General features: G+C 66.8%; 23 protein-coding genes. 14 read left to right on the top strand and 9 right to left on the bottom strand.

Features of this window, described 5'->3' with window-relative positions; genetic code table 11:
• Positions 1-345 precede the first annotated feature (345 nt).
• Both AC3WJR_RS04635 and AC3WJR_RS04640 read left to right on the top strand, forming a co-directional pair.
• Positions 346-1,758 (top strand): amino acid permease, encoded by a 1,413-nt coding sequence (locus AC3WJR_RS04635; RefSeq protein WP_492722688.1) that lies wholly within the window; start codon positions 346-348, stop codon positions 1,756-1,758.
• 27 nt (positions 1,759-1,785) lie between these two features.
• On the top strand, positions 1,786-2,733 hold the full coding sequence (locus tag AC3WJR_RS04640) for a cation diffusion facilitator family transporter (RefSeq protein ID WP_492722692.1): 948 nt from the start codon (positions 1,786-1,788) through the stop codon (positions 2,731-2,733).
• A gap of 759 nt (positions 2,734-3,492) precedes the next feature.
• Here AC3WJR_RS04640 and AC3WJR_RS04645 read toward each other — a convergent pair.
• The 3 genes from AC3WJR_RS04645 to gltX are packed head-to-tail and all read right to left on the bottom strand — an operon-like array spanning position 3,493 to position 6,434.
• On the bottom strand, positions 3,493-3,678 hold the full coding sequence (locus AC3WJR_RS04645) for a hypothetical protein (RefSeq protein WP_492722695.1): 186 nt from the start codon (positions 3,676-3,678) through the stop codon (positions 3,493-3,495).
• On the bottom strand, positions 3,675-4,961 hold the full coding sequence (gene gltA / locus AC3WJR_RS04650; RefSeq protein ID WP_354280383.1) for a citrate synthase: 1,287 nt from the start codon (positions 4,959-4,961) through the stop codon (positions 3,675-3,677). Before gltA ends, AC3WJR_RS04645 begins: the two co-directional genes overlap by 4 nt.
• 18 nt (positions 4,962-4,979) lie before the next feature.
• Positions 4,980-6,434, bottom strand: a complete 1,455-nt coding sequence (gltX, locus tag AC3WJR_RS04655; RefSeq protein WP_492724161.1) for a glutamate--tRNA ligase — start codon at positions 6,432-6,434, stop codon at positions 4,980-4,982.
• Positions 6,435-6,570: 136 nt separating this feature from the next.
• Between gltX and AC3WJR_RS04660 the strand changes: the two genes are divergently transcribed.
• A complete protein-coding gene (locus AC3WJR_RS04660) occupies positions 6,571-8,766 on the top strand; it encodes a ComEC/Rec2 family competence protein (protein WP_492722698.1) in 2,196 nt (731 codons plus the stop codon).
• Here AC3WJR_RS04660 and lexA read toward each other — a convergent pair.
• Both lexA and AC3WJR_RS04670 read right to left on the bottom strand, forming a co-directional pair.
• Complete coding sequence (gene lexA, locus AC3WJR_RS04665) at positions 8,757-9,431, bottom strand: transcriptional repressor LexA (RefSeq protein ID WP_492722700.1); 675 nt, start codon at positions 9,429-9,431, stop codon at positions 8,757-8,759. The genes AC3WJR_RS04660 and lexA overlap by 10 nt on opposite strands.
• A 56-nt stretch (positions 9,432-9,487) precedes the next feature.
• A complete protein-coding gene (locus AC3WJR_RS04670; RefSeq protein ID WP_492722703.1) occupies positions 9,488-10,678 on the bottom strand; it encodes a molybdopterin molybdotransferase MoeA in 1,191 nt (396 codons plus the stop codon).
• 194 nt (positions 10,679-10,872) lie between these two features.
• On the opposite strand from AC3WJR_RS04670, the gene AC3WJR_RS04675 reads away from it, so the two are divergent.
• Positions 10,873-13,269: a TonB-dependent receptor gene (locus AC3WJR_RS04675; protein ID WP_492722705.1), complete on the top strand. Its 2,397-nt coding sequence runs from the start codon at positions 10,873-10,875 to the stop codon at positions 13,267-13,269.
• Between the two features lie 105 nt (positions 13,270-13,374).
• On the opposite strand, the gene AC3WJR_RS04680 is transcribed toward AC3WJR_RS04675, so the two are convergent.
• On the bottom strand, positions 13,375-14,181 hold the full coding sequence (locus tag AC3WJR_RS04680) for a M15 family metallopeptidase (RefSeq protein WP_492722707.1): 807 nt from the start codon (positions 14,179-14,181) through the stop codon (positions 13,375-13,377).
• Positions 14,182-14,252: 71 nt separating this feature from the next.
• Between AC3WJR_RS04680 and AC3WJR_RS04685 the strand changes: the two genes are divergently transcribed.
• The gene (locus AC3WJR_RS04685; protein ID WP_492722709.1) at positions 14,253-14,927 is read left to right on the top strand and encodes an RluA family pseudouridine synthase; all 675 of its coding nucleotides are present in this window, start codon (positions 14,253-14,255) and stop codon (positions 14,925-14,927) included.
• A gap of 182 nt (positions 14,928-15,109) precedes the next feature.
• Here the strand turns inward: AC3WJR_RS04685 and arfB are convergent, their stop codons facing one another.
• Entirely contained in the window at positions 15,110-15,532 is a 423-nt protein-coding gene (gene arfB, locus AC3WJR_RS04690; RefSeq protein WP_131528881.1) for an alternative ribosome rescue aminoacyl-tRNA hydrolase ArfB, read from the bottom strand.
• A 128-nt stretch (positions 15,533-15,660) separates the two neighbouring features.
• Here arfB and AC3WJR_RS04695 point away from each other — a divergent pair, with 128 nt between their 5' ends.
• Positions 15,661-16,146: a GAF domain-containing protein gene (locus AC3WJR_RS04695; RefSeq protein WP_492724163.1), complete on the top strand. Its 486-nt coding sequence runs from the start codon at positions 15,661-15,663 to the stop codon at positions 16,144-16,146.
• Positions 16,147-16,211: 65 nt separating this feature from the next.
• Positions 16,212-16,622, top strand: a complete 411-nt coding sequence (locus AC3WJR_RS04700; protein ID WP_492722711.1) for a hypothetical protein — start codon at positions 16,212-16,214, stop codon at positions 16,620-16,622.
• A 207-nt stretch (positions 16,623-16,829) separates the two neighbouring features.
• On the opposite strand, the gene AC3WJR_RS04705 is transcribed toward AC3WJR_RS04700, so the two are convergent.
• Positions 16,830-18,143: a M20/M25/M40 family metallo-hydrolase gene (locus AC3WJR_RS04705; protein ID WP_492722713.1), complete on the bottom strand. Its 1,314-nt coding sequence runs from the start codon at positions 18,141-18,143 to the stop codon at positions 16,830-16,832.
• A gap of 152 nt (positions 18,144-18,295) precedes the next feature.
• On the opposite strand from AC3WJR_RS04705, the gene AC3WJR_RS04710 reads away from it, so the two are divergent.
• Together AC3WJR_RS04710 and AC3WJR_RS04715 are read left to right on the top strand one after the other, a co-directional pair.
• Complete coding sequence (locus AC3WJR_RS04710; RefSeq protein WP_492722715.1) at positions 18,296-19,705, top strand: dihydrolipoyl dehydrogenase; 1,410 nt, start codon at positions 18,296-18,298, stop codon at positions 19,703-19,705.
• 27 nt (positions 19,706-19,732) lie between these two features.
• Positions 19,733-20,353: a glutathione S-transferase family protein gene (locus AC3WJR_RS04715; protein ID WP_492722717.1), complete on the top strand. Its 621-nt coding sequence runs from the start codon at positions 19,733-19,735 to the stop codon at positions 20,351-20,353.
• Positions 20,354-20,680: 327 nt separating this feature from the next.
• Here the strand turns inward: AC3WJR_RS04715 and AC3WJR_RS04720 are convergent, their stop codons facing one another.
• On the bottom strand, positions 20,681-21,136 hold the full coding sequence (locus AC3WJR_RS04720; protein WP_010163162.1) for a universal stress protein: 456 nt from the start codon (positions 21,134-21,136) through the stop codon (positions 20,681-20,683).
• A 128-nt stretch (positions 21,137-21,264) separates the two neighbouring features.
• Here AC3WJR_RS04720 and AC3WJR_RS04725 point away from each other — a divergent pair, with 128 nt between their 5' ends.
• The 5 genes from AC3WJR_RS04725 to AC3WJR_RS04745 are packed head-to-tail and all read left to right on the top strand — an operon-like array spanning position 21,265 to position 26,050.
• Positions 21,265-22,632 (top strand): pyruvate dehydrogenase complex dihydrolipoamide acetyltransferase, encoded by a 1,368-nt coding sequence (locus AC3WJR_RS04725; protein WP_492722719.1) that lies wholly within the window; start codon positions 21,265-21,267, stop codon positions 22,630-22,632.
• Between the two features lies 1 nt (position 22,633).
• On the top strand, positions 22,634-22,855 hold the full coding sequence (locus AC3WJR_RS04730) for a hypothetical protein (protein WP_354280406.1): 222 nt from the start codon (positions 22,634-22,636) through the stop codon (positions 22,853-22,855).
• A complete protein-coding gene (locus tag AC3WJR_RS04735; RefSeq protein ID WP_354280408.1) occupies positions 22,848-23,246 on the top strand; it encodes an acyl-CoA thioesterase in 399 nt (132 codons plus the stop codon). Before AC3WJR_RS04730 ends, AC3WJR_RS04735 begins: the two co-directional genes overlap by 8 nt.
• The gene (gene lpdA, locus AC3WJR_RS04740) at positions 23,239-24,633 is read left to right on the top strand and encodes a dihydrolipoyl dehydrogenase (RefSeq protein ID WP_492722722.1); all 1,395 of its coding nucleotides are present in this window, start codon (positions 23,239-23,241) and stop codon (positions 24,631-24,633) included. The genes AC3WJR_RS04735 and lpdA overlap by 8 nt, the downstream gene beginning before the upstream one ends.
• 1 nt (position 24,634) lies before the next feature.
• Positions 24,635-26,050 carry a hypothetical protein gene (locus AC3WJR_RS04745; protein WP_492722724.1) on the top strand — a complete coding sequence of 472 codons (1,416 nt, stop codon included), beginning with the start codon at positions 24,635-24,637 and terminating at the stop codon, positions 26,048-26,050.
• Positions 26,051-26,115: the final 65 nt, after the last annotated feature.

Raw genomic sequence — 26,115 nt, forward strand, 5'->3', positions numbered from 1 at the left:
GCGGGAGTGGTCGTTGTCATGCGCGCCCGCTTAGTGTGGTGCGGCGGGATAGGCTATCTTTGTCGGTGCCTAAGCAAGAATGGAAAGGCGTGTGCCCGCCTGGCGCGTGTGGCCCCGTTCTTCCTTGTTGCTTCCCCGGCGGAGGCCGGGGCCCAGTAGCGACGGTCGATGTCATTGCGTGCCGCCACCGCCATGCACGGCGCGCGACTGGGCCCCGGCCTTCGCCGGGGAAGTGGCAGGGGGGTGCAGGTGCGCTCGTCCGCTCGTCGCACCGGCAGGGCTTTCCTCGCGCGACGATCCCGCGGTAAGGCGCGCGTTCAACGATAAAACACTCCCGGGGGAAGCATGGCCAGTCTGTTGCGCCGCAAGATCATCAAGACCGGCGCGGAACAGCCCGCCGAACACCAGCTCGCACGAACGCTGTCCTGGCCGCATCTCGTCGCGCTTGGCGTCGGCGCGATTGTGGGCACCGGCATCCTCACGCTGATCGGGGTCGCATCGGACCGTGCGGGGCCTGCGGTGTTGCTGAGCTTCGTCGTGGCGGGCGCGATCTGTGCGTGCGCGGCGCTATGCTATGCCGAGATGGCGACGATGATCCCGGCCTCGGGCAGCGCTTATACCTACAGTTATGCGGTGCTCGGCGAGATCATCGCCTGGGTGGTCGGGTGGAGCCTGATCCTCGAATATTCGCTGGTCGTCTCGGCGGTCGCGGTCGGTTGGTCGAGTTATGCGGTGCGGTTTCTGGCGGGCGTGGGGATCGTCCTGCCCGATGTGTTGACGCACGGCCCCAGCGCCACCGGCGCGTTCGGGATCAACCTGCCGGCGGTATTCATCATCGCGGTCGTTGCGGGGTTGCTTTCGCTCGGCACGCGCGAGAGCGCGCGGATCAACAGCGCGCTGGTGATCCTCAAGATCGTCACGCTGACGCTGTTCGTCATCGTCGCGCTGCCGCATTTCGACGCGGCCAATCTGACGCCGTTCGCGCCTTATGGCTATGGCAGCGTCGCGGGTGCGGACGGCGTGAAGTACGGGATGATGGGCGCCGCCGCGATCATCTTCTTCGCGTTCTACGGGTTCGACGCGATCTCGACCGCGGCGGAGGAAACCAAGAACCCCGAGCGCGATCTTGCGATCGGGATCGTCGGATCGATGGTCGCCTGCACGATCATCTATATCGTTGTTGCGCTCGCCGCGGTCGGCGCGGTCCATTACAGCGTGTTCGGCAAGAGCGCCGAGCCGCTCGCGTTGATCCTCGTCCAGTTGCGCCAGCCCGGTATCGCGACGATCATCGCCGCCGCCGCCGCGATCGCGCTGCCGACCGTGCTGCTCGGTTTCCTGTACGGCCAGAGCCGGATCTTCCTGGTGATGGCGCGCGACGGTTTCCTGCCGCCCGCGCTTGCACGCGTCTCGAAGCGCGGGACGCCCGCGCGGGTGACAATGGTGACTGCGCTGTTCGTCGCGGTGATCGCCGCGCTGATGCCGATCGACGTGATCGCGAGCCTCGCCAATGCGGGCACGCTGTGCGCGTTCGTCGCGGTGGCGGCGTGTGTGCTGGTGTTGCGGCGACGGTCGCCGGATGCGCGGCGGCCGTTCCGGATGCCGATTGCCTGGGTCATCGCGCCGCTCGCGATCCTGGGGTGCGTCTATCTCTTCACCAGCCTGCAGGTGGTGACGCAGCTATCATTCCTTGGTTGGAACGCCTTGGGTCTGGTGGTGTACTTCGTCTACGGCCGTGCGCGCGCGACGATGGTCGTCTGATCGGCGCCGGAACAGGAATAATAAACGATGTCCGCTGCCAAACGAGGCGAATCCAATCTGGTGATCTTCGCCGCCCTCGCGGCGAACCTCGGCATTGCCGTGGCGAAGTTCATCGCGTCGGCGATCACCGGGTCGTCGTCGATGCTGACCGAGGGGTTCCACTCGGTCGTCGACAGTCTCAACCAGGTCCTGCTGCTCTACGGCAAGCACCGCGGGAAGCGGCCGCCCGATACCGCGCACCCATTCGGCTATGGTCGCGAACTGTATTTCTGGAGCTTCGTGGTCGCGATCCTGATCTTCGGGGTCGGCGCGGGGGTGTCGCTCTACGAAGGCTGGGTGCATATCGAGGAACCCGAGCCGCTGCGGGACCCGCTGGTTAATTATGTCGTGCTTGGCGTCGCCTTCCTGATGGAAGGCGGGTCCTGGTTCCTTGCGATGCGCGGTTTCGCGAGCGAGAACCGGGGGCGCGGATGGTGGCAGGCGGTGCGCCGGTCGAAGGATCCGACGGGGTTCATCGTCCTGTTCGAGGATTCGGCGGCACTGGCAGGGCTGGTCGTCGCCGCGATCGGCGTTTGGGCGAGCCATGCCTTCAACGACCCGCGGATCGACGGGATCGCGTCGATCGTCATCGGGGTCATTCTCGGCGTGGTTGCGACGCTGCTCGCGCGTGAAGCGAAGGGATTGCTGATCGGGGAGGGGGCCGACCCGGCGATCGTCGCGCGGGTCGAGGCGATCGTTGCCAATTATCCCGACATTACCGCGGTGAACCATGTCCGCACGATCCATACCGCGCCGCAGAGCATCTTCGTGGCGATCAGCGCGGATTTCCGCGATTCTTTGACGCTGGGGGAGGCGGAGACGCTGATCGAGACGATCGAGACCGCGCTGAAGGCGGCGGAGCCGATGTTGTCTTCGATCTATATCCGGCCGGAGAAGAGCCAGAACGCTGCGACGTTGACGGTGGTGGAGGAGTGACGTTGGTCACATAGCCCCTCCCCTTCAGGGGAGGGGTTGGGGTGGGGCCGTGCCGCGAACACGCAGGTTGGTTTTTGCTGGACGGCCCCACCCCCAACCCCTCCCCTGAAGGGGAGGGGCTTGAGAAGAGGGTTCTTGCGGCGCGACCACCAGAGTGCGGCCACACCGATCGCCGTGAGCATTGCGCCGTACACAGCCCATTGGGTGTGCGCGATCGTGAAGCTCGATGCCGGCCAATGCACCAGTCCGAGCCCCTGACCAATCCACAAAAAGCAAGAATGCGGCGACGCTTAAGGTGGCGGAGGAGGAGCGACGCTGGCCGATTAGCCCCTCCCCTTCAGGGGAGGGGTTGGGGTGGGGCCGTGCCGCGAATACGCAGGTTGGTTTTTGCTGGACGGCCCCACCCCCAACCCCTCCCCTGAAGGGGAGGGGCTTGAGAAGAAGGTTCTAGCGGCGCGACCACCAGAGTGCGGCCACACTGATCGCCGCGAGGATCTTGCCGTACACAGCCCATTGGGTGTGCGCGATCGTGAAGCTCGATGCCAGCCAATGCACCAGCCGAGCCCCTGACCGATCCACAAAAAGCAAGAATGTGGCGACGCTGAAGGTGGCGGAGGAGGAGTGACGCTGGCCGATTAGCCCCTCCCCTTCAGGGGAGGGGTTGGGGTGGGGCCGTGCCGCGAATACGCAGGTTGGTTTCTGCTGGACTGCCCCACCCCCAACCCCTCCCCTGAAGGGGAGGGGCTTAAGAAGAGGGTTCTAGCGGCGCGACCACCAGATTGCGGCCACGCCGATCGCCGCGAGGATCGCGCCGTACACAGCCCATTGGGTCTGCGCGATCATGAAGCTCGACGCCGGCCAATGCACGACCCCGAGCCCCTGACCAATCCACAGCAGCCCCATCAGCGTGGCAAGCACGCCGACAAGGGCCACCAGGGTCTTCACTTACGGTCGCCGAGCGCAACGTAATCGCGCTGCGTCGGGCCGGTGTAGAGCTGCCGCGGACGGCCGATCTTCTGCTCCGGATCCGAGATCATCTCGTTCCACTGCGCGACCCAGCCGACGGTGCGGGCGAGCGCGAACAATGCCGTGAACATCGTCGTCGGGAAACCGATCGCCGAGAGGATCACGCCCGAATAGAAATCGACGTTCGGGAACAGCTTCTTCTCGATGAAGTACGGGTCGCTGAGCGCCATTTCCTCGAGCGCGATCGCGACGTCGAACACCGGATCGGTCACGCCGAGCTCGCCGAGCACCTCGCGCACGGTCTGCTGCATCACGGTCGCACGCGGATCGTAGTTCTTGTAAACGCGGTGACCGAAGCCCATCAGGCGGAACGGATCGTTCTTGTCCTTGGCGCGCGCGATATACTCGGGGATGCGATCGACGGTGCCGATCTCGCGGAGCATGTTCAGCGCCGCCTCATTGGCGCCGCCGTGCGCCGGGCCCCACAGGCAGGCGATGCCCGCCGCGATGCAAGCGAACGGATTGGCACCCGACGAGCCGGCGAGACGAACGGTCGAGGTCGACGCGTTCTGCTCGTGATCGGCGTGGAGGATGAAGATCCGGTCCATCGCCTTTTCGACGACCGGGTTCACCACATACTCTTCCGCGGGGACGCCGAACGTCATCTGCAGGAAGTTGCCGGTGTAGCTCAGGTTGTTCTTGGGGTGCATGAACGGCTGGCCGATGGAATATTTATACGCCATCGCAGCGATCGTCGGCATCTTGGCGATGAGGCGATGGCTCGCGATCATGCGCTGCTGCGGATCGGTGATGTCCGCCGAATCCTGGTAGAAAGCCGACAACGCGCCGACGACGCCGCACATGATCGCCATCGGATGCGCATCGCGACGGAAGCCGCGATAGAAGGTCGCGAGCTGCTCGTGCAGCATCGTGTGGCGGCTGATCGTGTAGCTGAACTTGTCGAGCTCGTCCTGGGTCGGCAGTTCGCCGTTGAGGAGGAGGTGGCACACTTCCATGAAGCTCGACTGTTCGGCCAGTTGGCCGATCGGATAGCCGCGGTGGAGCAGCACGCCTTCGTCACCATCGATATAGGTGATCGCGGAATCGCAGCTTGCGGTCGAGGTGAAGCCCGGATCGTAGGTGAACATACCCGTTTGCGCATAGAGCTTACGGATATCGAGCACGTCGGGACCGACGCTGCCGTGCATGACCTTGAGATCGAGGTCCTTGCCGGCGGCGCTCAGCTTGGCGGTGTCGGTCATCGGTTGTCCTTTCGTGACTTAAGCGATCATCTGGTCGGCAATCCGACCAAGACTTTCGTCGCGCCCGAGCAGGTCGAGCACATCGAAGATTCCAGGCGAGGTCTTGCGCCCGGTGAGCGCAGCGCGCAGCGGCTGCGCGACTTGCCCGAGTTTTACCCCTGCGTCATCGGCGACCTGCCGTACCGCAGTTTCGAGGCTCTCCGTATCCCAGCGTTCGAGCGCGTCAAGCGCTGCGTGCAGCCGGGCGAGGAGCTTGGGAGCATCACCGGAAACGAGCGCGGAGGCATCCCGATCCATTTCCAGCGGACGTTTTCGAAACAGGAAGGCGGCCCCGTTCGCCAGATCCAGAAGATCGGCCGCGCGTGGCTTGAGCGATGCCATGCTTCGGCCAAGAAGGTCGCGCTGCGCGTCCGTGGCTTTGAAATCAAGCCGATCGGCGACGAGCGCGGCAAGCCGTGCATCGTCTGCGACGCGAATGTACTGGCCGTTCAGGTTCTCGAGCTTCTTGAAGTCGAAGCGCGACGGCGACTTGCCGACTCCGGCGAGATCGAACCACTCGACTGCCTGGGTACGGCTGATGATCTCGTCGTCACCATGCCCCCACCCCAGACGCAGCAGATAATTGTCGAGCGCCTCGGGCAGCATGCCGAGTTCGTCGCGATAATATTCCACGCCGACCGCGCCGTGGCGCTTGGACAGTTTCGCGCCGTCCGACCCGTGGATCAGCGGGATGTGTGCATAAACGGGATCGGGCCAGCCGCCTTCTATCGCATCCATTGCGCGAATGATCGGCAATTGGCGGAAAGCGTTGTTGAGATGATCGTCGCCGCGAATCACGTGCGTCACGCCCATGTCGTGATCGTCGACGACGACCGCGAGCATATAGGTGGGCGTCCCGTCCGAGCGCAGCAGGACGAGATCGTCCAGTTCCGCATTCTGGACCGTGACCGACCCCTGAACGCGATCCTCGATCGTGACCGCACCTTCGGTCGGTGCCTTGAGGCGGACAACGAACGGACGGCTGTCGTCGGCTTCGGCGGCCTTGTCGCGCCATGGACTGCGCACGCGCAGCGGCTTCTTGGCGGCTTCGGCCTCGGCGCGCATCGCGGCGAGTTCCTCGGGCGTCAGGTAGCAGCGATAGGCGTGGCCATGCTCGACCATGCGGTGCGCGACTTCGGCGTGACGATCGGCGCGGGCCGACTGATACACTTCGTCGCCGTCCCAATCGAGCCCGAGCCAGCGCAGCGACGTGAGGATCGCGTCGATCGCGGGCTGGGTCGAGCGCGCGCGGTCGGTATCCTCGATCCGCAGCAGGAAGCGGCCGCCGTGATGGCGTGCGTACAGCCAGTTGAACAGCGCGGTGCGCGCGCCGCCAATGTGGAGGAAGCCGGTCGGCGACGGCGCGAAGCGCGTGACCACGGTACCGGCGGAAACGTCGGGCGTGCCGTCGGTCGTTGTGGTGGTTTCAGTGATTGCGCTCAACCGCGCATACTCCCAGACTAGAAATTCGATGGCCGGATCAGCCTGCAGCGCCCCTAGCACGCGCTTTGCCACGCTTCAAACCGGGGTGCGCTGGTGGCTGTCGCAATTTTTCGTTGCTGGACGCGGTATGGCGGACACGTTCGAACGATGGTTGGAGGCGGAACGCGACCAGCTTCCCTTGTGGTTGCCGGTGATGCTGGGGGCCGGGATCGCCTTGTGGTTCCTGTTGCCGAGCCGCGCGGATTGGCAGATCGCGATGCTGGTTGCGGTGTCGGCCGGCCTCGGCTGTGCAGCGCTCGGGCGGTACGGACGCGCGGCACGCAGCCTTGGGGTCGCGGCGCTTGCCGTGGCGCTGGGAATCGGCCTGATCTGGTGGCGGTCTGAGCGCGTCACGCATCCCGTCCTCCAGCGTCCGACGATCGCGACGTTCGTCGCGCGCGTCGAACGGATCGAGCCGTTGCCGGCGCGGGATCTGGTGCGGTTTCGGTTGGCGCCGCTTGCCGTCATCGCGCGGCCCGATGCGAGCGGTCGGCCGCTGCCGGTTCTGCCGAAGCATCTCCGGATCAATCTCGCCACGGTCGACGTCCCCGCCGGGCTGGCGTCGGGTGCGGTGTTGCGGCTGTCGGCCCGCCTGTTGCCGCCGCCCGAGCCTTCGGTGCCGGGGGCGTATGATTATGCGCGCACCGCATGGTTCGACGGGATCGGCGCGACCGGCCGCGGTTTTGCGCCGGTAACGATCGTCGCACCGGGGCGACCGTCGATCCTTCCCGGGCTGCGCGTGGACCTGTCCGGGCATATCCAGGCGCGCGCCGGTGGCGGTGGGGCGGGGGGCATCGCGGCGGCGCTCGCGACGGGGGACCAGGGATCGATCCCGCTCGCCGATACCGAGGCGATGCGCCGTTCCGGGCTGGCGCATCTCCTGTCGGTCAGCGGGTTGCACATCACGGCTGCGGTCGCCGCGACGATGATCGTCGTGACGCGGTTGCTCGCATTAATCCCGTGGCTCGCGCTGCGCTGGCGGTTGCCGTTGGTGGCGGGCGCGGCGGGGGCGCTGGTCGCGATCGGGTACACGATGCTGACCGGGGCGGAGGTGCCGACGATCCGGTCGTGCGTCGCGGCGCTGTGCGTGCTGATTGCCCTCGCGCTGGGACGGGAAGCGCTGACGCTGCGCCTGGTCGCAGCGGGCGCGCTCGTCGTGTTGTTGCTATACCCGGAATCGCTCGCCGGGCCGAGCTTCCAGCTTTCGTTCGCGGCGGTTGCGGCGATCATCGCGTGGAACGACCACCCCGGCATCCGTGCGCTGGTCGCGCCGCGCGAAGAACCGCGCCTCAACCGTGTTGCGCGCAGTATCGGTGCGCTGCTGCTGACCGGACTGGTCGTCGAGGCCGCGCTTCTGCCGATCTCGCTCTACCATTTCCAGAAGGCGGGCATCTACGGCGCGGTCGCCAATATCTGTGCGATCCCGTTGACGACGTTCGTGATCATGCCGCTGGAGGCAGCGGCGCTGTTGTTCGACACGGTCGGGTTGGGGGCACCCTTGTGGTGGGCGACGCGGATGTCGCTCGAGCTGCTGTTGTGGATTGCGCGCACGACGGCGGCGATCCCTGGTTCGGTCGCGCCGTTGCCGGCGATGCCGGGGGGCGCATTTGCCGCGATGGCGATCGGCGGGATCTGGATCGCGCTGTGGCGGACGCGATGGCGACGGCTGGGGATCGGCCCGTTCGTGATCGGTGCGGCGTGGGCGATCGCCACGCCTGCGCCGGATCTGCTGGTGACCGGGGACGGACGCCATGTGGCGATCCGGACGCGAGCGGGTGACGTTGCGCTGCTGCGCGACAGGACGGGCGACTATACCGCGGACATGCTGGCGCAGGGCGGGGGCGTTGCAGGGTTGCCAGTGTTGTGGTCGGATCAGCGGGATGCGCGATGCAGCCGGGACCTGTGCATGGCGGTGAGAACCGTCGGAACACGGCGATGGACCGTGCTGGCGACGCGGAGCGCTTATGCGGTTCCGATCGAAGATCTGGTCCGGGCCTGTGCTGCCGCGGATATCGTGATCAGCGATCGCTGGTTGCCGCGGCGCTGTCGTCCACGCTGGTTGCGGCTCGACCGGAGCTTGCTGGCGCGGACCGGCGGGGTGGCGATCACTTTACCAAGACCGAGCATTTGGTCGACGGTCGCGAGCCACCGCTCCCCCAGCATCCGAACGGTGCGCACGCCAGGAGATGCGCACCCCTGGATCACGCCTGTCGATCCTCGGCAGCGACGGGCCAAACGCTGGCACCGGTCCGATCGTCGGCAACGCGCCAGCGATCAGTCGTAGCGGCGCAGCAACCCGGCCAGCTTGCCCTGCACGCGGACCTGCGCGGGCTTGTACCGCTGCGGATCATAGGCGCGGTTGGCCGGATCGAGCCGCACCATCGCCCCTTCACGGCGGAAGAACTTGAGCGTCGCTTCGCTGTCGTCGATCAAAGCCACGACGATCTCCCCGTCGCGCGCGATTTCCTGACGCTTGATCAGCGCATAGTCGCCATCGAGGATGCCAGCCTCGACCATCGAATCCCCTGCGACCTCGAGCGCATAATGTTCGCCACCACCGAGCAATGCGGCAGGCACCGACAGCATCGACGCGCCCTCGAACGCTTCGATCGGAACACCGGCGGCGATCCGGCCGTGGAGCGGAATTTCGATCACGTCATTTGCGGGCTGCGGGACGACACGCGGGCTGGCCGGTGCGGCGTCCGGCGTCGCCTTTACCGGGGCATTGGTGCCCCGTTCGGGCATCTTGAGCACTTCGAGCGCGCGCGCGCGATTGGGCAGGCGGCGGATGAATGCGCGTTCTTCCAACGCACTGATCAGGCGGTGGACGCCCGACTTGGATTTCAGGTCGAGCGCTTCCTTCATTTCCTCGAACGAGGGCGAGACTCCCGTCTCCTCCAGCCGGTCGTTGATGAAGCAGATCAACTCATGCTGTTTGCGCGTTAGCATTCCGGGCCCTTTCGTCGGAACAGACGACGAACCTATACGGAACATAAAGATGGACGTCAAGCGATCGGCAGGATTTCCACCGAGTCGCCCGCATCGGCCGCCGGGGCGAACGGTGCGCGCACGATCATGCAGTCCGCGCGGGCGAGCGTCGCGAGCAGCGACGAATCCTGGCTGTCGGCAACATAGACGCGCCCGTCGCGGGTGACGGCGCGCATGTAATCCTGACGGCGGTCGTTGGCGCGCAGCGGCGCGCCGAGGATCGCGGGGTAGGCGGTCGGCGACGGGTCGCGCGCGCCCGACATGGCGGCGATCACGGGTTTGAGGAAGATGGCCGCGGTAACATAAGCGGACACCGGATTGCCCGGCAGGCCGAGCACGAGCATCTCGTCGATCTTGCCCGCGAGCATCGGCTTGCCCGGGCGGAGCGCGATCCGCCAGAAGTCGATCGATCCGCCCGCCGCCGCCAGCGCGGGGCGGATCAGGTCGTGATCGCCGACCGATGCGCCGCCGGTGGTGACGAGAATGTCGGCTTCGACGGTGCGGAACGCTTCGGTGATCGTGTCCAGCCGGTCGGGCAGGATGCCGAGATCTACGACGTCGACGGGCAGGTCCGCCAGCATCGCCGCGAGCATCACGCCGTTCGATTCCGGCAAGGTCCGGTCGCTCAGCGGCGCACCCGGCAGGGTGAGTTCGTCGCCGCTCGCGACGATCGCGACACGGATCCGCCGCGCGACGCTGAGCGTCCCGTAACCGCCGCTCGCCGCCAGCGCGATCCGCGCCGGGGTCAGCCGGTCGCCGGTCGCGATCAGCGTCTGGTCCTGCGCGAAGTCGATCCCGGCCCGGCGGATGTTGCCGCCGCGCACCGGACCGTCGCCTGCGAGACGGACCTCGTCCCCCTCGCGTGCGGCTTCCTCCTGGATCAGCACGGCGTCCGCCCCGGGCGGAAGGGCTGCACCGGTGAAGATGCGGACCGTCTCGCCGGCGCCGATCGGGTGGTCGAACGGGTGCCCCGCGGCGCTCTCGCCGACCAAGCGCAGGGGGCCGCCGAGATCGTCGAAGCGAACCGCATAGCCGTCCATCGCGGACAGGTCGCGCGCGGGCTGGGTCCGGCGCGCGACGACGTCCGCCGCCGCCCAGCGCCCCGCGGCGGCGCGCAGCGGGACAGTTTCAGCTGCGATTTTCGGCGCAAGGGCGTGCAGGCGCGTGAGCGCGTCGTCGACGGCGAGCAGGGCAGGGCGTTCGGTCATCGCTTGGTCTCTATCGTTACCGGTCCGGTCGCGTCGACCCCTCATGGCCAAGCTGGGGTGGTGCATCCGGGCAACAGTTGATCGCAGACCTGAGCTTATGCCCTTGTTTGGCCATGCTTTGTCATGAATCAGCAACAATCCGTCCCTAGCGCCGCCGACGGGGAAGCGCTGCCACTCTGAACGAACAGACCTAGATGCGACACCGCTGGTGTTCGCACGGATGTCGGTCGGCGGTGCTCCGGGTACGATCAAGGGGACTATTTGTGAACAAGACCGTCGTAAAGTCGCTGCTGCTGGCGGGAGCCGCAGGCACCGCCCTGTTTGCCACCGGATCCGCGTTGGCACAGACCGCGAGCGATCCCGTTGCGACCGCGACGGTGGGTGCCGCTGCAACCGAGGAAGGTCTGGGCGACATCGTCGTGACCGCCGAACGCCGCACCGAGAATTTGCAGAAGGTGCCGATCTCGGTCGGCGTTGTCGGCGGTGACGATCTGCGCGCGTTCCAGAGCGGCGGTGGTGACGTGCTCGAACTCGCCAACCGCGTGCCCGGCCTGTACGCCGAGACGACCACCGGGCGCATCTTCCCGCGCTTCTATATCCGCGGCCTCGGCAACATCGATTTCTACCTTGGCGCATCGCAGCCGGTGTCGATCATCCAGGACGACGTCGTGCTCGAGCATGTCGTGCTCAAGTCCAACCCGGTGTTCGACGTCCGCCAGGTCGAAGTGCTGCGTGGCCCGCAGGGGACGCTGTTCGGTCGCAACACGACCGCGGGCATCATCAAGTTCGACACCAACCGCCCGACCAACGACTTCCACGGCCGTGCATCGGCGTCCTACGGTAGCTACAATACCGCGACGCTCGACGCTGGCGTCGGCGGGCCGATCGTCAAGGACGTGCTGTCGTTCCGTGTCTCGGGGCTGGTCCAGCACCGCGATAACTGGGTCGACAACACCTACACCGGCGTCAGCGCGGACGGCACGGTCGGCGGCAAGGACAAGCTCGGCGGGTTCGATGAGCGCGACGTCCGCGTCCAGTTGATGCTGACCCCACCCGACACCGGCTTCACCGGCCTGCTGTCGGCACATGCGCGGGATTACAGCGGTACCTCGACGATCTTCCATCGCGGTGCCCTCAAGCGCGGATCGAACGACGTCAGCGACGCGCCGCGCGCGTCGGTCGCGCTCGACGAGGCGGCGAACAACCCGCAGGCGTACAAGACCTATGGCGGCTCGCTGAACCTAAAGAACGATTTCGGCGGCGTCGTGCTGACCTCGATCAGCGCGTGGGAGACGACGTCGGGCTACAGCCGTGGCGATACCGACGGCGGGGCCGCGACCAACTTCGCGGGCGCGCGCTTCTACGGCGAGAGCCAGGGCCGGATCCGCGATCTCGACCAGCTGACGCAGGAAGTCCGGCTGTCGGACGACGGCACCGGGCGGTTCAAGTGGCAGATCGGCGGCATGTACTTCGACTCCCGCGACATCACCGAATTCGCGCAGCGCGGGGTGTTCCTGACGCAGCCCGACCTCAACGGCACGCGCCCCAACCCCAACAACCGCGTGTTGTTGCGCGACATCAACACCTCCTACGCCGGCTTCGGGCAGGTCAGCTACGAGATTGTGCCGAAGCTGACGCTCACCGGCGGCGTGCGCGTCACCAACGATACCAAGTCGACCCGGCTGCTCGTCGCCAACGCCAATGCGGCGGGCGTGTCGAGCTACACCGGGCGCCGCTACGTCCGCCTGTCGGACACGCAGCCGAGCTGGGATGCGAGCGCGCTGTACCAGTTCGACCGCAACGTCAGCGTCTATGCGCGCGTCGCGCGCGGCTTCCGCGGGCCGACGATCCAGGGCCGGTCGGCGGTGTTCAACGCGGACTTCACCACCGCCAATTCCGAAACGATCATGTCGTATGAAGCGGGCGTGAAGTCGAACCTGTTCGGCAACACGCTGCGCTTCAACGCGACCGGCTTCTATTATGAAGTCAGCGACATCCAGCTGAACGGCAACGACTCGTTCGGCAACGGCGTGCTGTTCAACGCGGACAAGGCGAAGGCGTGGGGCGGCGAGGCCGAACTGACGTGGCGTCCGGTGCGCCAGTTGACGCTGGGGCTCGGCGGCAGCGTGCTGCATTCCGAGATCAACGATCCGCGCGTCTATGCGCAGGTCTGCATCCTCGGTGGTGTGATCACCTGCACGGTGCAGGACCCGACGATCCGCGTGGGGGCGAACACCTTTGCGCAGATCGACGGCAACCCATTGCCCAACGCGCCGAAATATCAGCTCAACGGGACCGCACGCTACGACGTGCCGCTCGGCAATGGCGGGTCGCTGTTCCTGGCGGGCGATGCCAATGTGCAGGGGTACACCAGCTTCGTCCTGTACAAGACCGCTGAGTTCACCTCGGACGGCACGTTCGAGGCCGGCCTTAAGGCGGGCTATGTCGCGCCGGACAACAAGTACGAACTCGCGGTGTTCGTGCGGAACCTGACCAATGAGAAGAACCTGAAGGGCGTGATCGAGAATTACAACGCCGCCGTGTACAACGATCCGCGCATCATCGGCGTCTCGTTGGCCGGAAAGTTCTGAGCTTAACGCGTAGGTTACTATCATATGTTCGCCTGCGAAAGCAGGAGCCCAGGGTTGCGGGCCGCAGCGTTCGTTACCCTGGATCCCTGCTTTCGCAGGGATACGTCAGCGCCGGCGGACCCTTGCTCGACTGATGTCGGGCAAGGGCAGGGCGGCGGGGGCGAGTCTGCTGACTGGCACCGGCACGACCGCGGCATTGGCCGCCCGGACGTCGCGCACCGCAGGGCGTGCGGGAAACGTACTGCGCGCCCGCGCGAACAGCGATCGCGCGGCGGCGGCTCCGGGAACGTCCGGACCGGTTCCGACCCAGCGCCAATGCCACGGTTCCCACGTCACCCCTTGCGCGTTGCCCGCGGGAAACGACAGTTCGAACCCGTAATCGGGCGCATGCGCAAGCAGCCATTGCCCCGCGGGGGTCGAGGCGAAGCAGTAATTGACGTCGGGACACGTGCGCGTCGGGCGGAGGCCGAAGTCGATCGCATAGCCCGTGGCATGTTCGCTATACCCCGGCGGCGCGACCGAACGAGCCCGGTCGATCGCGTCGACGCACGCCGCGTGATGCGCGCCGTGACAGAAAACCGCGGTCTGGTGCGCGATGCTGCGATGGCAGGAAATTCCGCGGAGGGTGTTGCCGACGCCGGGGGTATCGACGGCGGCGGTGCGCAGCCGCTCCAAATCGGGCAGCACCGCGCGGTTAAGGCGACAGGTCGCGCCGACCGAGAACCCTGCCGGCACCGCGACCAATTCTCCCGTCGGAACATCGCCATACGGCAAATGCCCGAGCATCCGGCCATCCGCCGCCGCGACCAGCACGGCGGGTTCGGGGGCGCGCGGAGCCGCGCTTGCGGACGGGGGGACAACGACCGGCGCGAGCGCCGCTGCGGCGATCACCGCCGACTTCAACTTCCGCAAAACACGTCTTCTCGCTGCCCGGTGCCGCGGCGGCACTGGCATGACGGGGCTTGCGGTGGCAAGAGGCGCGCATGCTGGTAAATCATGTACTCTTCCTCGACGGCGAGGCGCTCGTCATCGACAAGCCCGCCGGGCTCCCGGTCGACCGTCCCCGCGACGGTTCGTTGAGCCTCGAAAACCACCTCGACGGGCTGACCTTCGGGTTCAAGCGCTGGCCGGTTCCGGTCCACCGGCTCGACCGCGATACGTCGGGCTGCCTGTTGCTGTCGCGCAACCCCAAGGCGCACGCCAAGCTGCAACAGGCGTTCGAGCAGGGACTGGTGCGCAAACGCTATCTCGCGGTGCTCGACGGCGTGGTTGGCGACGGGGTCGAGGGGGCCAGTGGGCTGATCGATCTGGCGCTGGCCAAGGTCAGCACGGTCGAGGACGGCTGGCGCATGGTCGGTGACCCGCAGGCGGCGAAGGGCAGCAAGCCGTCGCGCACGGCATGGCGGCTATTGTCTGTAAAGGACGGTCGCAGCTTCGTTGAATTCATTCCGGAAACCGGTCGTACGCATCAGATCCGCGTGCATGCGCTGGAAGGGCTCGGCGCGCCGGTCGTGGGCGATCCGGTCTATGGCAAGGGCGGGGGGCAGACCTTGCTCCACGCCGCCGAACTGGCGATCCCGCGGGCGGGCAAGGAGCCGATCGTGGCGAAGGCACCGCTGCCCGAGCGGTTCCTGGCGGCGGGGTTCAGCGAGGGCTAAACGCTGGCGGTTCTGTCTTTTGGCGAAGCCGTGGCCCAAACCTTCCGTTCGTCCCGTATCGAAGCATAGGTGCCGCGCGGAACGGTGCTTCGATACGCGCCCTCGATACGCCCCAAGGGGGGCTACTCGGTCGCTACTCAGCACGAACGGGTGGGGGGTGTTCGGGCGGTCGAGGGTCCCGATCAGTCCGTCACCCGGCCCCGCAGCGACTTGACCGTCCCGCGCTTGGTCTTTCCCTCCATCCGCCGGGTCTTGGCGGCCTTGGACGGTTTGGTTGGGCGGCGGCGCTTGGGGACGATCGTGGCTTCGCGGATCATGTCGAGCAGCCGCTCGCGCACTTCCTGGCGGTTGAGCAATTGCGATCGCGCGCCTTCGCTGCGCAGGACCAGCACCCCCTCGCGCGTCAGCCGTGATCCCGCGAGTACCGCGAGCCGGTTCTTGACCGCATCGGGGAGCGTAGGGCACGCGCCCACGTCGAACCGGAGCAGCACTGCGCTGTCGGTGGTGTTGACGTGCTGCCCGCCCGGACCGCCCGCGCGGGTGAACGATTCCTGCAATTCTTCGCTGTCGATGCTGATAGAGCGGGTGACGGGGATGGCGACCATGGGTTGCTCCTAATCCAAAGGCGCGGGCGGGTCGATTGGCTGACGACGGGTTTGGCGGGTTGTTCCGGGCACCGCGCTTTGCCAAGAGCGGACGCGCGCGCAAGGCGAGCCGCGCGACGGAGAAGACGATGTACGAATTTGCGGTGTCCGCGGACTCCAAGGCCGACCTCTTTCGCGACCTGCACGCTGCGCTCGACGCGCTGACCGATGGCGAGCACGATGCGATCGCCAACATGGCGAATGCGGCGGCGCTGATCGCGCAATATCTTCCCGATCTCAACTGGTCGGGCTTCTACCGGCTGGTCGCGGGCGAGCTGGTCGTCGGACCGTTCCTCGGCAAGCCCGCGTGCATCCGCATCGCGGTCGGTGACGGGGTGTGCGGCGCGGCGGCCAAGACGCTGGAGACGCAGCTGGTCGAGGACGTCCATGCGTTCCCGGGGCATATCGCATGCGACGCGGCGAGCCGGTCCGAACTGGTCGTGCCGATCGTGCATGAGGGCCGGTTGATCGGCGTGCTCGACCTCGACAGCCCGAGCGCGGCGCGGTTCGACGCGCAGGATGCCGCCGGGTGCGAGGCGCTGATGGCATTGCTCGCGCCGCGGATCGCGGGCTGACCGGGGCTGGGGTTTACCGAAGTTTCACGTTCCTCCGGCAGGCAGGCCTTGCTGGGAGTAATGTGATGGTACGTCTGGGTGTTTTGGCAGTGACGATTGTGGCGGTGTTCGGCGCGACCGCGGGCGAGGCGCAACGGACGCGCGAACCGGCGCCGCAACAGGATGCGGCGCCGCCGGTGTATGTGGATGCGGGCGAGATCGTACGGGATGCGGCCGACCGTGCCGAGCGGAATGGCGGCTATGGCACGGTGGACGAGCCGCCGGTGGTCGTGATGCCGCCGGTCGTGTCGCGCGGTGGCGTGACCAGTTATGCGACCAACGGGGCGTATCTCGGCGGGGCTGCGCGGCGGTATGACGCCGGGGGGAGCAGCGTTGTTACGGTGCAGAGCGGCGCGTCTTATGGCTATCCGGACGAGATCGTCTCCTCACGGGTGCGGCGCAGGAGCCGCCACAGCAGCCGATCGCGGCGGCGCTAGCGGTAGCCTGCGCTTCGCTTGAGCCCTTGAGCTTTCCTAAACCCTTGCGCTTCCCCGGCGAAGGCCGGGGCCCATTAGCGGGCGGCGGATGGCGGCGGTTGCGCTTCGTTACCACGGCCTTCGCTACTGGGCCCCGGCCTTCGCCGGGGAAGCGGTCCCTAAAATGACGCGGTTCCTGCAATAACGTCAGTTCGCAAAAACCCAGCCTCAGCGCTTGCGCGGCTCCGGCCCGGCGAACGTCACCAGGCTCTCCGCGCCATCCGCGCCGACTGCGCCGACGCCGACGAACGTGTCGTCGACGATCACGTCTTTCAGTACAGCAGTGACGGCGGGCGCGGCCACCTCGACCATTTTCTGCCAGTCCTGCACGTCGTTGCGGCGGTAATGCACGCGGTAGCGCACCGCGCCGGCGACCGGCTCCCACTTGACCGTCGTGTCGGTCGCGAGCGCGCCCGCGATCGTGACGCCGGTCGGCGCGGCGGGGGCGGCGGCGATGCGGCGGATTGTCGCGACGTTGATCGCGGTGACTTTCGCCAGATAGGGGAAGTCCATCTTGTCGACGGTGTCGCCGTAGACCACGCCGTTCTCGGTGCGCAGGTCCTGATGTTGCTGGGTGTAATTCTCCGCCCCGACCGAGAAGCGCACCGCGGGATAGCCGAGCTTCAGGAACGGCTCATGATCGCCGCCGCGCCCGAAGCGATCCGGGCGGCGGTCGAGCATCACGTCGAGCCCGCCGGGGATCCCCTGCGCGACGCCGTCGATCGCCTTTGCGAGACTGCGCGAAGGGCCGTCGTCCTCGCCGCCGTTGCCGCGCCGGGCGATCTGCGCGGGGAGGTCCTCCGACGCGCGGATGCCTTCCGAGAAGACGCGGACCCGGTCGGCGACGCGCACGCCATTCTGCCCGACGGTGTTGCCGACGATGTCGTTGTTGAGCATTGCCGAGACGGTCCAGCCGCGCTGCTTGGCGGTGTCGGCGAGCAGCGTCGCGCCGAGCAAGCCCTGTTCCTCGCCGGTGAACACCGCGTAGACGATCGTCGCGCGGAATTTCTCCTTCGACAGCAGGCGCGCCGCCTCGAGCACCAGCGCCACGCCCGACGCGTCGTCGTTCGCGCCGGGGGCGTCCTTGGTGATGTCCATCACGTCGGTGACGCGGCTGTCGATATGCGCGCCGACGATGACGACGCGCTTGGGGTCGAGCCCCTGCTGGAAGCCGAGCACGTCGACGATGTTGGCACCGTTCGGCGCGCGCGCGTTGGTGACGGTCTGCGCGATGTTGGCGACCGTGATGCAGCCGTTGCAGCTGTCCGCGATGCGGGTGAGTTCGCCGCCCGCCCATTTGCGCGCCGCGCCGATCCCGCGGACGGGGTCGTCGGACGACGAGAGCGTGTGGCGGGTGCCGAAGCTGACGAGCTTCTCGACGCTGGCCTTCAAACGGGCCGGGTCGGGGGCCTGCGAGGGGGCGTTCTGGGCGAAGACGGGGGTGGCGAGGATCGCGAGAGCGAGCAGGGGAAGGGTGCGCATCGGGGTATGGTGGCGGGGAAGCGGCCGCGCATCAAGGGCTTGTGACGGCAAGATGCGACGCACGACCCGCGACGCCATTATTCCGAAGGAGCGCGGCCCCATCCGGCGCGCCCGGCGTTGTGCAGGTCGCAATGGCTTTTCAAGGACATCCGATGGCAGACACCGAAACAGCCGACCTGACGTGCGACGTCGCCGTGATCGGCGCGGGGACCGCGGGGTTGGCCGCCGAGCGCGTTGCGCGCGCAGAGGGCGCGCGGACGCTGCTGATCGACGAAGGCTTTGTCGGGACGACCTGCGCGACCGTCGGGTGCATGCCATCCAAGCTGCTGGTGACGGCCGGGATGGCCGCGAAGTCGGTCCGGCGTGCTTCGGTGTTCGGGATCGACGCTACGCCGGAAATCGACGGTGCGCGCGTGATGGCGCGGGTGCGGCGGGAGCGGGATCATTTCGTGGCGGCGACCAAGAATGGGTTTGACGATCTGCCGGAGGGTGTAGCCGTGCATGGCCGGGCACGGTTCAGCGGCGTTTCCACGCTGACTCTGGACGACGGGCGAACCGTGTCCGCGCGTGCGGTGGTGATCGCGACGGGATCGCGGCCGATCGTGCCCGAGCCGTTTCGCGCATTGGGCGATCTGATCGATACCAACGAGACGATCTTCGAACGCGAAACGCTGCCCAAATCGCTGGGCGTGGTCGGCGGTGGCGCACTCGGGCTCGAGCTTGCGCAGGCCTTTGCGAGCCTCGGCGTTACCGTGTCGGTGTTCGAGAGCGGGGAGCGCATCGGCGGGGTCAAGGACCCGGTGGTACACGACGAACTGCTGCGGATCCTGCGGACGAGCATGACGGTGCATCTTGGCGTCGAGGCGTCGCCTTCGGCGGAAGAGGGGGGTGTCGTGCTTAGCTGGGATGGCGGTCGGGAGCGGTTCGATCGGGTGCTGGTGTCGACCGGGCGCGCGCCCATGCTCGACGGGCTGGGACTCGATCAGACGGGGCTGTCGCTCGATGATCACGCGGTGCCGTGCTTCGACAAGACCACGCTCCAGTGCGGCGATGCGCCGGTGTTCATCGCCGGAGACGCGGATGCGGATCGGCCGGTGCTGCACGAGGCGTCGAATGAGGGAACCATCGCCGGCCGCAACGCTGCGCGCTTCCCGAATGTCGTGCCGGTCGAGCGCGATCTGCCGTTCACGATCACCTTTACCGACCCGCCGGTCGCGGCGCTGGGTGCGCCAGCCGACGAGGACAGCGTGATCGGCTGTGCGCCCTATGACGATCAGGGGCGTGCTCGCGTGATGGCGCAGGCCGAGGGCATGGTGCGGATCTTCGCGAGCAAGCCCGACGGGAAGCTGACGGGGGCCGCGATGATCGGTCCGGGAATGGATCACATCGCGCATCTGCTCGCGCTGGCGATCATGCGCGGGGAGACCGCGACGAGCTTGCTAGAACTGCCCTTCTATCATCCGACGCTGGAGGAAGGGCTCAAGCCTGGGCTCCGCGCGATCTGTCACGAGGTCCACGCGCCGGTGTCGCCGCGCGATCAGGGCGTGCCACCCGGCGCCTGATTTTCCCCTTCTCGAAGGAATTTACCAATGCTGACTCTCCACCATCTCGCCTATTCCCGTTCGCAGCGTATTCTGTGGTTGATCGAGGAGCTGGGGCTTCCGGTCGATCTCATCCGGTACGAGCGTACTGCCGAATTCCGGGCGCCGCCCGAGCTCAAGACGGTCCATCCGCTCGGCAAGTCGCCGGTCATCATGGACGACGACCTGATGCTCGCCGAATCGGCGACGATCCTGCGCCATATCGACGGTCGCTATGGCCAGAGCCGCTTTTCCCCGGAAGCCGGGACGACGGAACACGCGCTGCACGAGGAGTGGCTCGATTTCGTCGAGAGCACCGCGGCAGGTCCCGTGGTGACGGTGCTGCTGGCCAAGCGCGGGGGCGATCAGGCCACCGTCGACCGTACGTTGCCGATGGTGCAGACCACGCTCGGCTACATCGCGGACGGTTTGGGCGAGAAGCCATTCCTGATGGGGCAGCGCCCGATGCTCGCGGACATCCAGATGAGCTATTTTCTCGCAATGGCGCGGATGGCGAAGCTGCTCGACGAATATCCGACGCTCATCGCCTATCTCGATCGGCTCGAGGCACAGCCGGGCTTCCTGCGGGCGCAAGCGCGGGGCGGACCGATGATGCCGGACAAGTTCTGACGGCTCTTGGATGTGTGGAGACTGGTCGGAAGCCTTGCCCGTTCTCCCGCCAAAGCAAAACCTCTGCAAAGGTTGGGTTGCAGACCCGTCATTTGCTGTTTTCCCGCGAAGGCGGGAACCCAGAGCCAAGCAAAGCTGCGACTGACGGTTCTCGCGACTCCTGGACTCCCGCCTTCGCGGGAGAACGCTGATGGTTTCGCAGCGGCCATGTTAAGGCGGGTGGAGAGGACTGTTCGGGATTGTAAGGTGTTGTTGCTTTGCCGTCCGTTCCCGCCTTGGCAGGAAAAGGCAGACGAGGCTGAAATCGGCGCGGGCAAAAAGGCTTGGTCAGCTCAGACGATCGATCGCCTCGCGGTCCAGCGAGCCCGGCACGATCATCAGCGGGATCGGCAATCCGCCCGCATCCTGCCCCGCAAAATGCGCGACCAGCGGCCCCGGCGCGCCCGAGGCTGCGGTCGCCAGCACGAGGGCTGCAATGTCCGGGTTTGCCGCGATCATCTCGCGGATGACCTTCGGCCCTTCGCCTTGGCGGACGGTAATCGAGGGTCGCAGGCCCGATTCCTGGATCAGCGTACCCGCTGCGCCGGTCACTAATGCCTCGGCGTGATCGCGTGCTTCGTCCTCGATCGTCGCCTGGACGCCGCCGAACGGCGTAAATTCGGTAGGGGGCACCAACGCCAGGATTTCCACCCCGCCGCCGGTCTTGACCGCGCGCCGGGCGGCGAAGCGCAGCGCGATGCTGCTTTCAGGTGTTTCGTCGATCACCACCAGATAAATGCGCATTTTCGCCGGCTCTCCCCTGCCGATAAGTGGGGCTAACTGCCGCATGACGCAAGCGTCGGTCTTGACCGGGCGGTGATCGGGCGCGAAGGACTGCGACCATAGGATTCGGTCAAAACAAGGACGTGTCGATGCCGGTCGAGATCAAAATGCCTGCGCTTTCCCCGACGATGGAGGAGGGTACGCTGGCCAAGTGGCTGGTCAAGGAGGGCGATGTCGTCAAATCGGGTGACCTGATGGCGGAAATCGAGACCGACAAGGCGACGATGGAATTCGAAGCGGTCGACGAAGGCACGATCGGGAAGATCCTGGTTGCCGAGGGCACCGATAATGTGAAGGTCGGCACGGTCATCGCGACGCTGCTCGAAGACGGCGAGAGCGCGGGCGACACCACGCCAGAGCCCGCGGCGAAGGAATCCGAGCCCAAGCCGTCGGCGGAAGATCCCAACAAGACCGGCAGCGAAGCCAAGCCCGTCGAGCGCACGACCGAGCAGGCCGAGGATCACGGCAACCCCGAGGGCGGTGCTGCACCGAAGTCGGCCGCGCCTGCGCCGACCCCAGCACCGCGCCAGGATGGCGAGCGCGTCAAGGCAAGCCCGCTCGCGCGCCGTATCGCTGCTGAAAAGAGCATCGATCTCGCGGCGTTGCAGGGTTCGGGCCCGAACGGCCGGATCGTCCGCGCCGATCTAGAAGGCGCCAAGGCCGGTTCGGCCAAGGCCGCTGCGCCTGCGTCGAGCGAAGCTGCTGCCGCACCGGCACCGACCACTGCTGCTCCAACCGCAGCGCCCAAGCCCGCCGCGATCCCGGACATTCCGCACACCGCCGAGAAGCTCAGCAACGTGCGCAAGACGATCGCGCGTCGCCTGACCGAATCGAAGCAGACCGTTCCGCACATCTATCTGACGGTCGATATCCGGCTCGACGCGCTGCTCAAGCTGCGCGGCGACATGAACAAGGGGCTCGAAAGCCGCGGCGTGAAGCTGTCGGTCAACGATCTGCTGATCAAGGCTCTCGCCGCCAGCCTGATGCAGGTGCCCAAGTGCAACGTGATGTTCACGCCCGACCAGCTGATCAGCTTCGAGCGCGCGGATATCTCGGTCGCGGTGTCGACCCCGTCGGGCCTGATCACGCCGATCGTCTCGCACGCCGACACCAAGGGCGTCGCCGCGATCTCGACCCAGATGAAGGACCTGGCCGCGCGGGCCCGCGACAACAAGCTGAAGCCCGAGGAATATCAGGGCGGTACGGCGTCGCTCAGCAACATGGGTATGTACGGGATCAAGCAGTTCGAGGCGGTCATCAACCCGCCGCAGGGCATGATCATGGCGATCGGCGCGGGCGAGAAGCGTCCGTATATCGTCGACGACCAGCTCGGCGTCGCCACCGTGATGTCGGCGACGGGCAGCTTCGATCACCGCGCGATCGACGGTGCGGACGGCGCGCAGTTGATGCAGGCGTTCAAGTCGCTGGTCGAATCGCCGCTGGGGATGCTGGCCTGAGATGATGTGGCGCACCCTGATCGAGGCGCTGTGGGTCGTGGCGGGGCTGATCGGCGCGGTGGTGTTCGCATCGCTCGCGACCTGGTCGGTCCCTCCGGCCCGTGATTCGATCTGGGCGGTCGCTTATGTCTCGATGATCGTGCTGGTGCTGATGGGAATCCGTCCGATCCGTCTGGCGGTTGCCCGGGATCGGGCGGCGCGGGACCCGTCGCGGCATGGCTGAGGCTCCCCCCAGCTCTGCTCCTGCGATCCGCGCGACCGCGATGGCGTGCGATGCCAATCCGTATGGCAAGATCTTCGTGGGCTGGCTGATGGGGCAGATGGCGCTGGCCGCCGGGTCGGTCGCGTCACGCCGTTGCGGCGGGCGCGCGCCGGTCGTCGCAGCGGACGGGTTCAGCTTCACGGCCCCCGTCGCGATCGGTGACGAAGTCAGTTTCCACGCCGAGATAACCGCCACCGGGCGCACCTCGATGACGGTCGCGGTTGCCGTGTGGCGGCGCGACCGGCACGGCGAACATACCGAGCGCGCCGCGAGCGGGCGCTTTACCCTGGTTTCGATGGGCGCGGACGATCGTCCGCAACCCTTGCAAGAAGAAGGATCCTCCCTTGGCTGATACGTTCGATCTCGTCATCCTCGGCTCCGGCCCCGGCGGCTACGTCGCCGCGATCCGCGCGGCGCAGCTTGGCCTCAAGACCGCGATCATCGAGCGCGAGCGCTTGGGCGGCATCTGCCTCAACTGGGGCTGCATCCCGACCAAGGCGCTGCTGCGCACGTCTGAAATCTATCACTACATGCAGAACGCCGAGAGCTACGGCCTCAGCGCGGACAACGTGTCGTTCGATCTGAACAAGGTGGTCGAGCGCAGCCGCAAGGTCGCGGGCCAGCTCAACGCGGGCGTCAAAGGCCTGATGAAGAAGAACAAGATCCAGGTGTTCGAGGGCGTCGGCGCGCTGACGGGCAAGGGCAAGCTGACCGTCAAGCAAGGCGACAAGACGACCGAGCTCGAAGCCAAGCACATCATCGTCGCGACCGGCGCGCGCGCGCGCGACCTGCCGTTCGCCAAGGCGGACGGCGAGCGGATCTGGACCTATCGTCACGCGATGGTCCCGCCCGCAATGCCGACCAAGCTGCTGGTCATCGGATCGGGCGCGATCGGCGTCGAATTCGCGAGCTTCTACAACGACATGGGCGCGGACGTTACGATCGTGGAGATGCTGCCGCGGATCCTGCCGGTCGAGGACGAGGAAGTCTCCGCGTTCATGGACAAGGCATTGACGAAGCAGGGGATCAAGCTGCTGGTCGGGACCGGGCTCGAGGGCATCGAGACCTCCGCCAAGGGCGTTACCGCCAAGATCAAGGGCAAGGACGGTACGGTTACCTCGGCAGAGTATAGCCATGTCATCGTCGCGATCGGGATTGTTCCCAATACCGAGAACATCGGGATCGAGACACTCGGGATCGAGACCGAGCGCGGGCACATCAAGGTCGATGGCTATGCGCGCACTAACGTCGAGGGGATCTACGCGATCGGCGACGTGACCGGCGCACCGTGGCTCGCGCACAAGGCGAGCCATGAGGGCATCGTCTGCGTCGAGGCGATTGCGGGGCTGAAGCCGCATCCGTTCGAGAAGTGGAACATCCCGGGCTGCACCTATTCGCGCCCGCAGGTCGCGAGCGTCGGCTTCACCGAGGCGAAGGCCAAGGAAGCGGGTTACGAGCTCAAGGTCGGGAAATTCCCGTTCATCGGCAACGGCAAGGCGATCGCGCTCGGCGAGGCCGAGGGCTTCGTCAAGACGGTGTTCGACGCCAAGACCGGCGAGCTGCTGGGTGCGCACATGGTCGGCGCGGAAGTGACCGAGCTGATCCAGGGCTATGTCGTCGCGCGTCAGCTCGAGACGACCGAGGCCGAACTGATGGAAACCGTGTTCGCGCATCCGACGCTCAGCGAGATGATGCACGAGAGCGTGCTGGGTGCCTACGGGCGGGCGATCCACTTCTGATATGATCGCTGACCGGTACCGCCCCGCGTTCCTGGCCGGGGTGGCGCTGGTGCTGTGCGTGGCGGCGCTTGGCCTGTTCTGGCCGGGCGTCGCACTTTACGATACCGTCGCGCAATATCGCCAGGTCGTGTCGGGGCAGTTCGATGACTGGCATCCCCCGATCATGGCGCGGCTGTGGCGGGTGATGCACGCCACGTTCGGCGGGGCCGCCGCGCCGATGCTCGTCCTGCAGATGGCGCTGTACTGGGGCGGTCTGGGGCTGCTCGCGTCTTCGCTTGCGCGGACCGGGAAGACGGGGTGCGGCGTCGCGGTGCTCGGGATCGGCGCTATGCCGCTGTTCCTCGGCTGGCAGGGGACGGTGCTCAAGGACGCGCAGATGCTCGGCGCCATGCTCGCGGCGGTCGGCGTGGTCGGCTGGTGGCGATTGCGCGCATTGCGCGTTCCCGGTTGGGCGTGGCTGCTCGTCGCGGTGTTGCTCGGGTACGCAACGCTGGTGCGCGCGAATGCGGTGTTTGCGACGGTTGCGCTGATCGTGATGCTGGTCGGGCCCCGCGACTGGTGGGCGCGCGGGGTCGTCGCACTGGTTGGCGTGGGGGCGGTGCTCGCGGTTTCGCCATGGATCAATCATGGTCTGCTCGGTGCGAGCGACAGCGGTGTCGAACAAACCGAGGCGATCTACGATCTGTCGGCGATTGCGGTGCGCGCGCCCGGGGTCCCGACCGGATTGTCCGCAGCGGCGGTCCGCACGATTGCGGCACGGCATTGCGTCAAACCCTATTTCTGGGATCCGCTCGGTGAGCCGTCGCGCTGCGCCGCGGAGGTTGAGCCGTTGCACGCCTATCCGACCGGGACCTTGTACCGGATGCTGGCGGCGGCGATCGTTCGTGCGCCGGGGGCGTATCTCGCGCACCGGTTGGCGCACTGGAACTCGACCGAGCGCTGGCTTGTCGGGGCAGGGGGGCCGGGTGCGCTTCCGCCGGTCACCAGCGAAGCGAACGCACTGGGGCTTGAAAGCCCCGCGCCGCTTGCGCGGCAATGGCGGCAGTTCGAACAGATCACCGTCGACACGCCGCTCGGCTGGCCGCTCGCATTCCTGTCGGTCGCGGTCGTCAGTCTGGTGGTGGCGATGCGACGGCGCGCGGGGGCGGCGCGGGACCTGGCGTTGGCGCTGCTGGTGTCGGCGGTGTTGCTCGAAACGAGCTTCCTCATGCTGAGCATCGCGTCCGACTTGCGCTATCATTTGTGGTCGATGGTCGCGACGGCGGTTGCGGTCGTCCTGCTCGTGGCGGACCAGACGCCGACGCGGCGCGAATGGCTGGCGGGTGGCGTCGCGCTGATGGTCATCACCGCGAGCGGGACGATTGCCCGAAACGTTCTGCCTCCGGCACCGGCGAGCTACGCCGCGCAACTGTTGTAACGCGACGAAAAACCGTTTCGCGCGTTAAAGTTAAGGGTGATCTGTCGGGCATACCGACGGCGCCT

It is taken from the genome of Sphingomonas sp. FW306-05-A, from assembly GCF_058782275.1.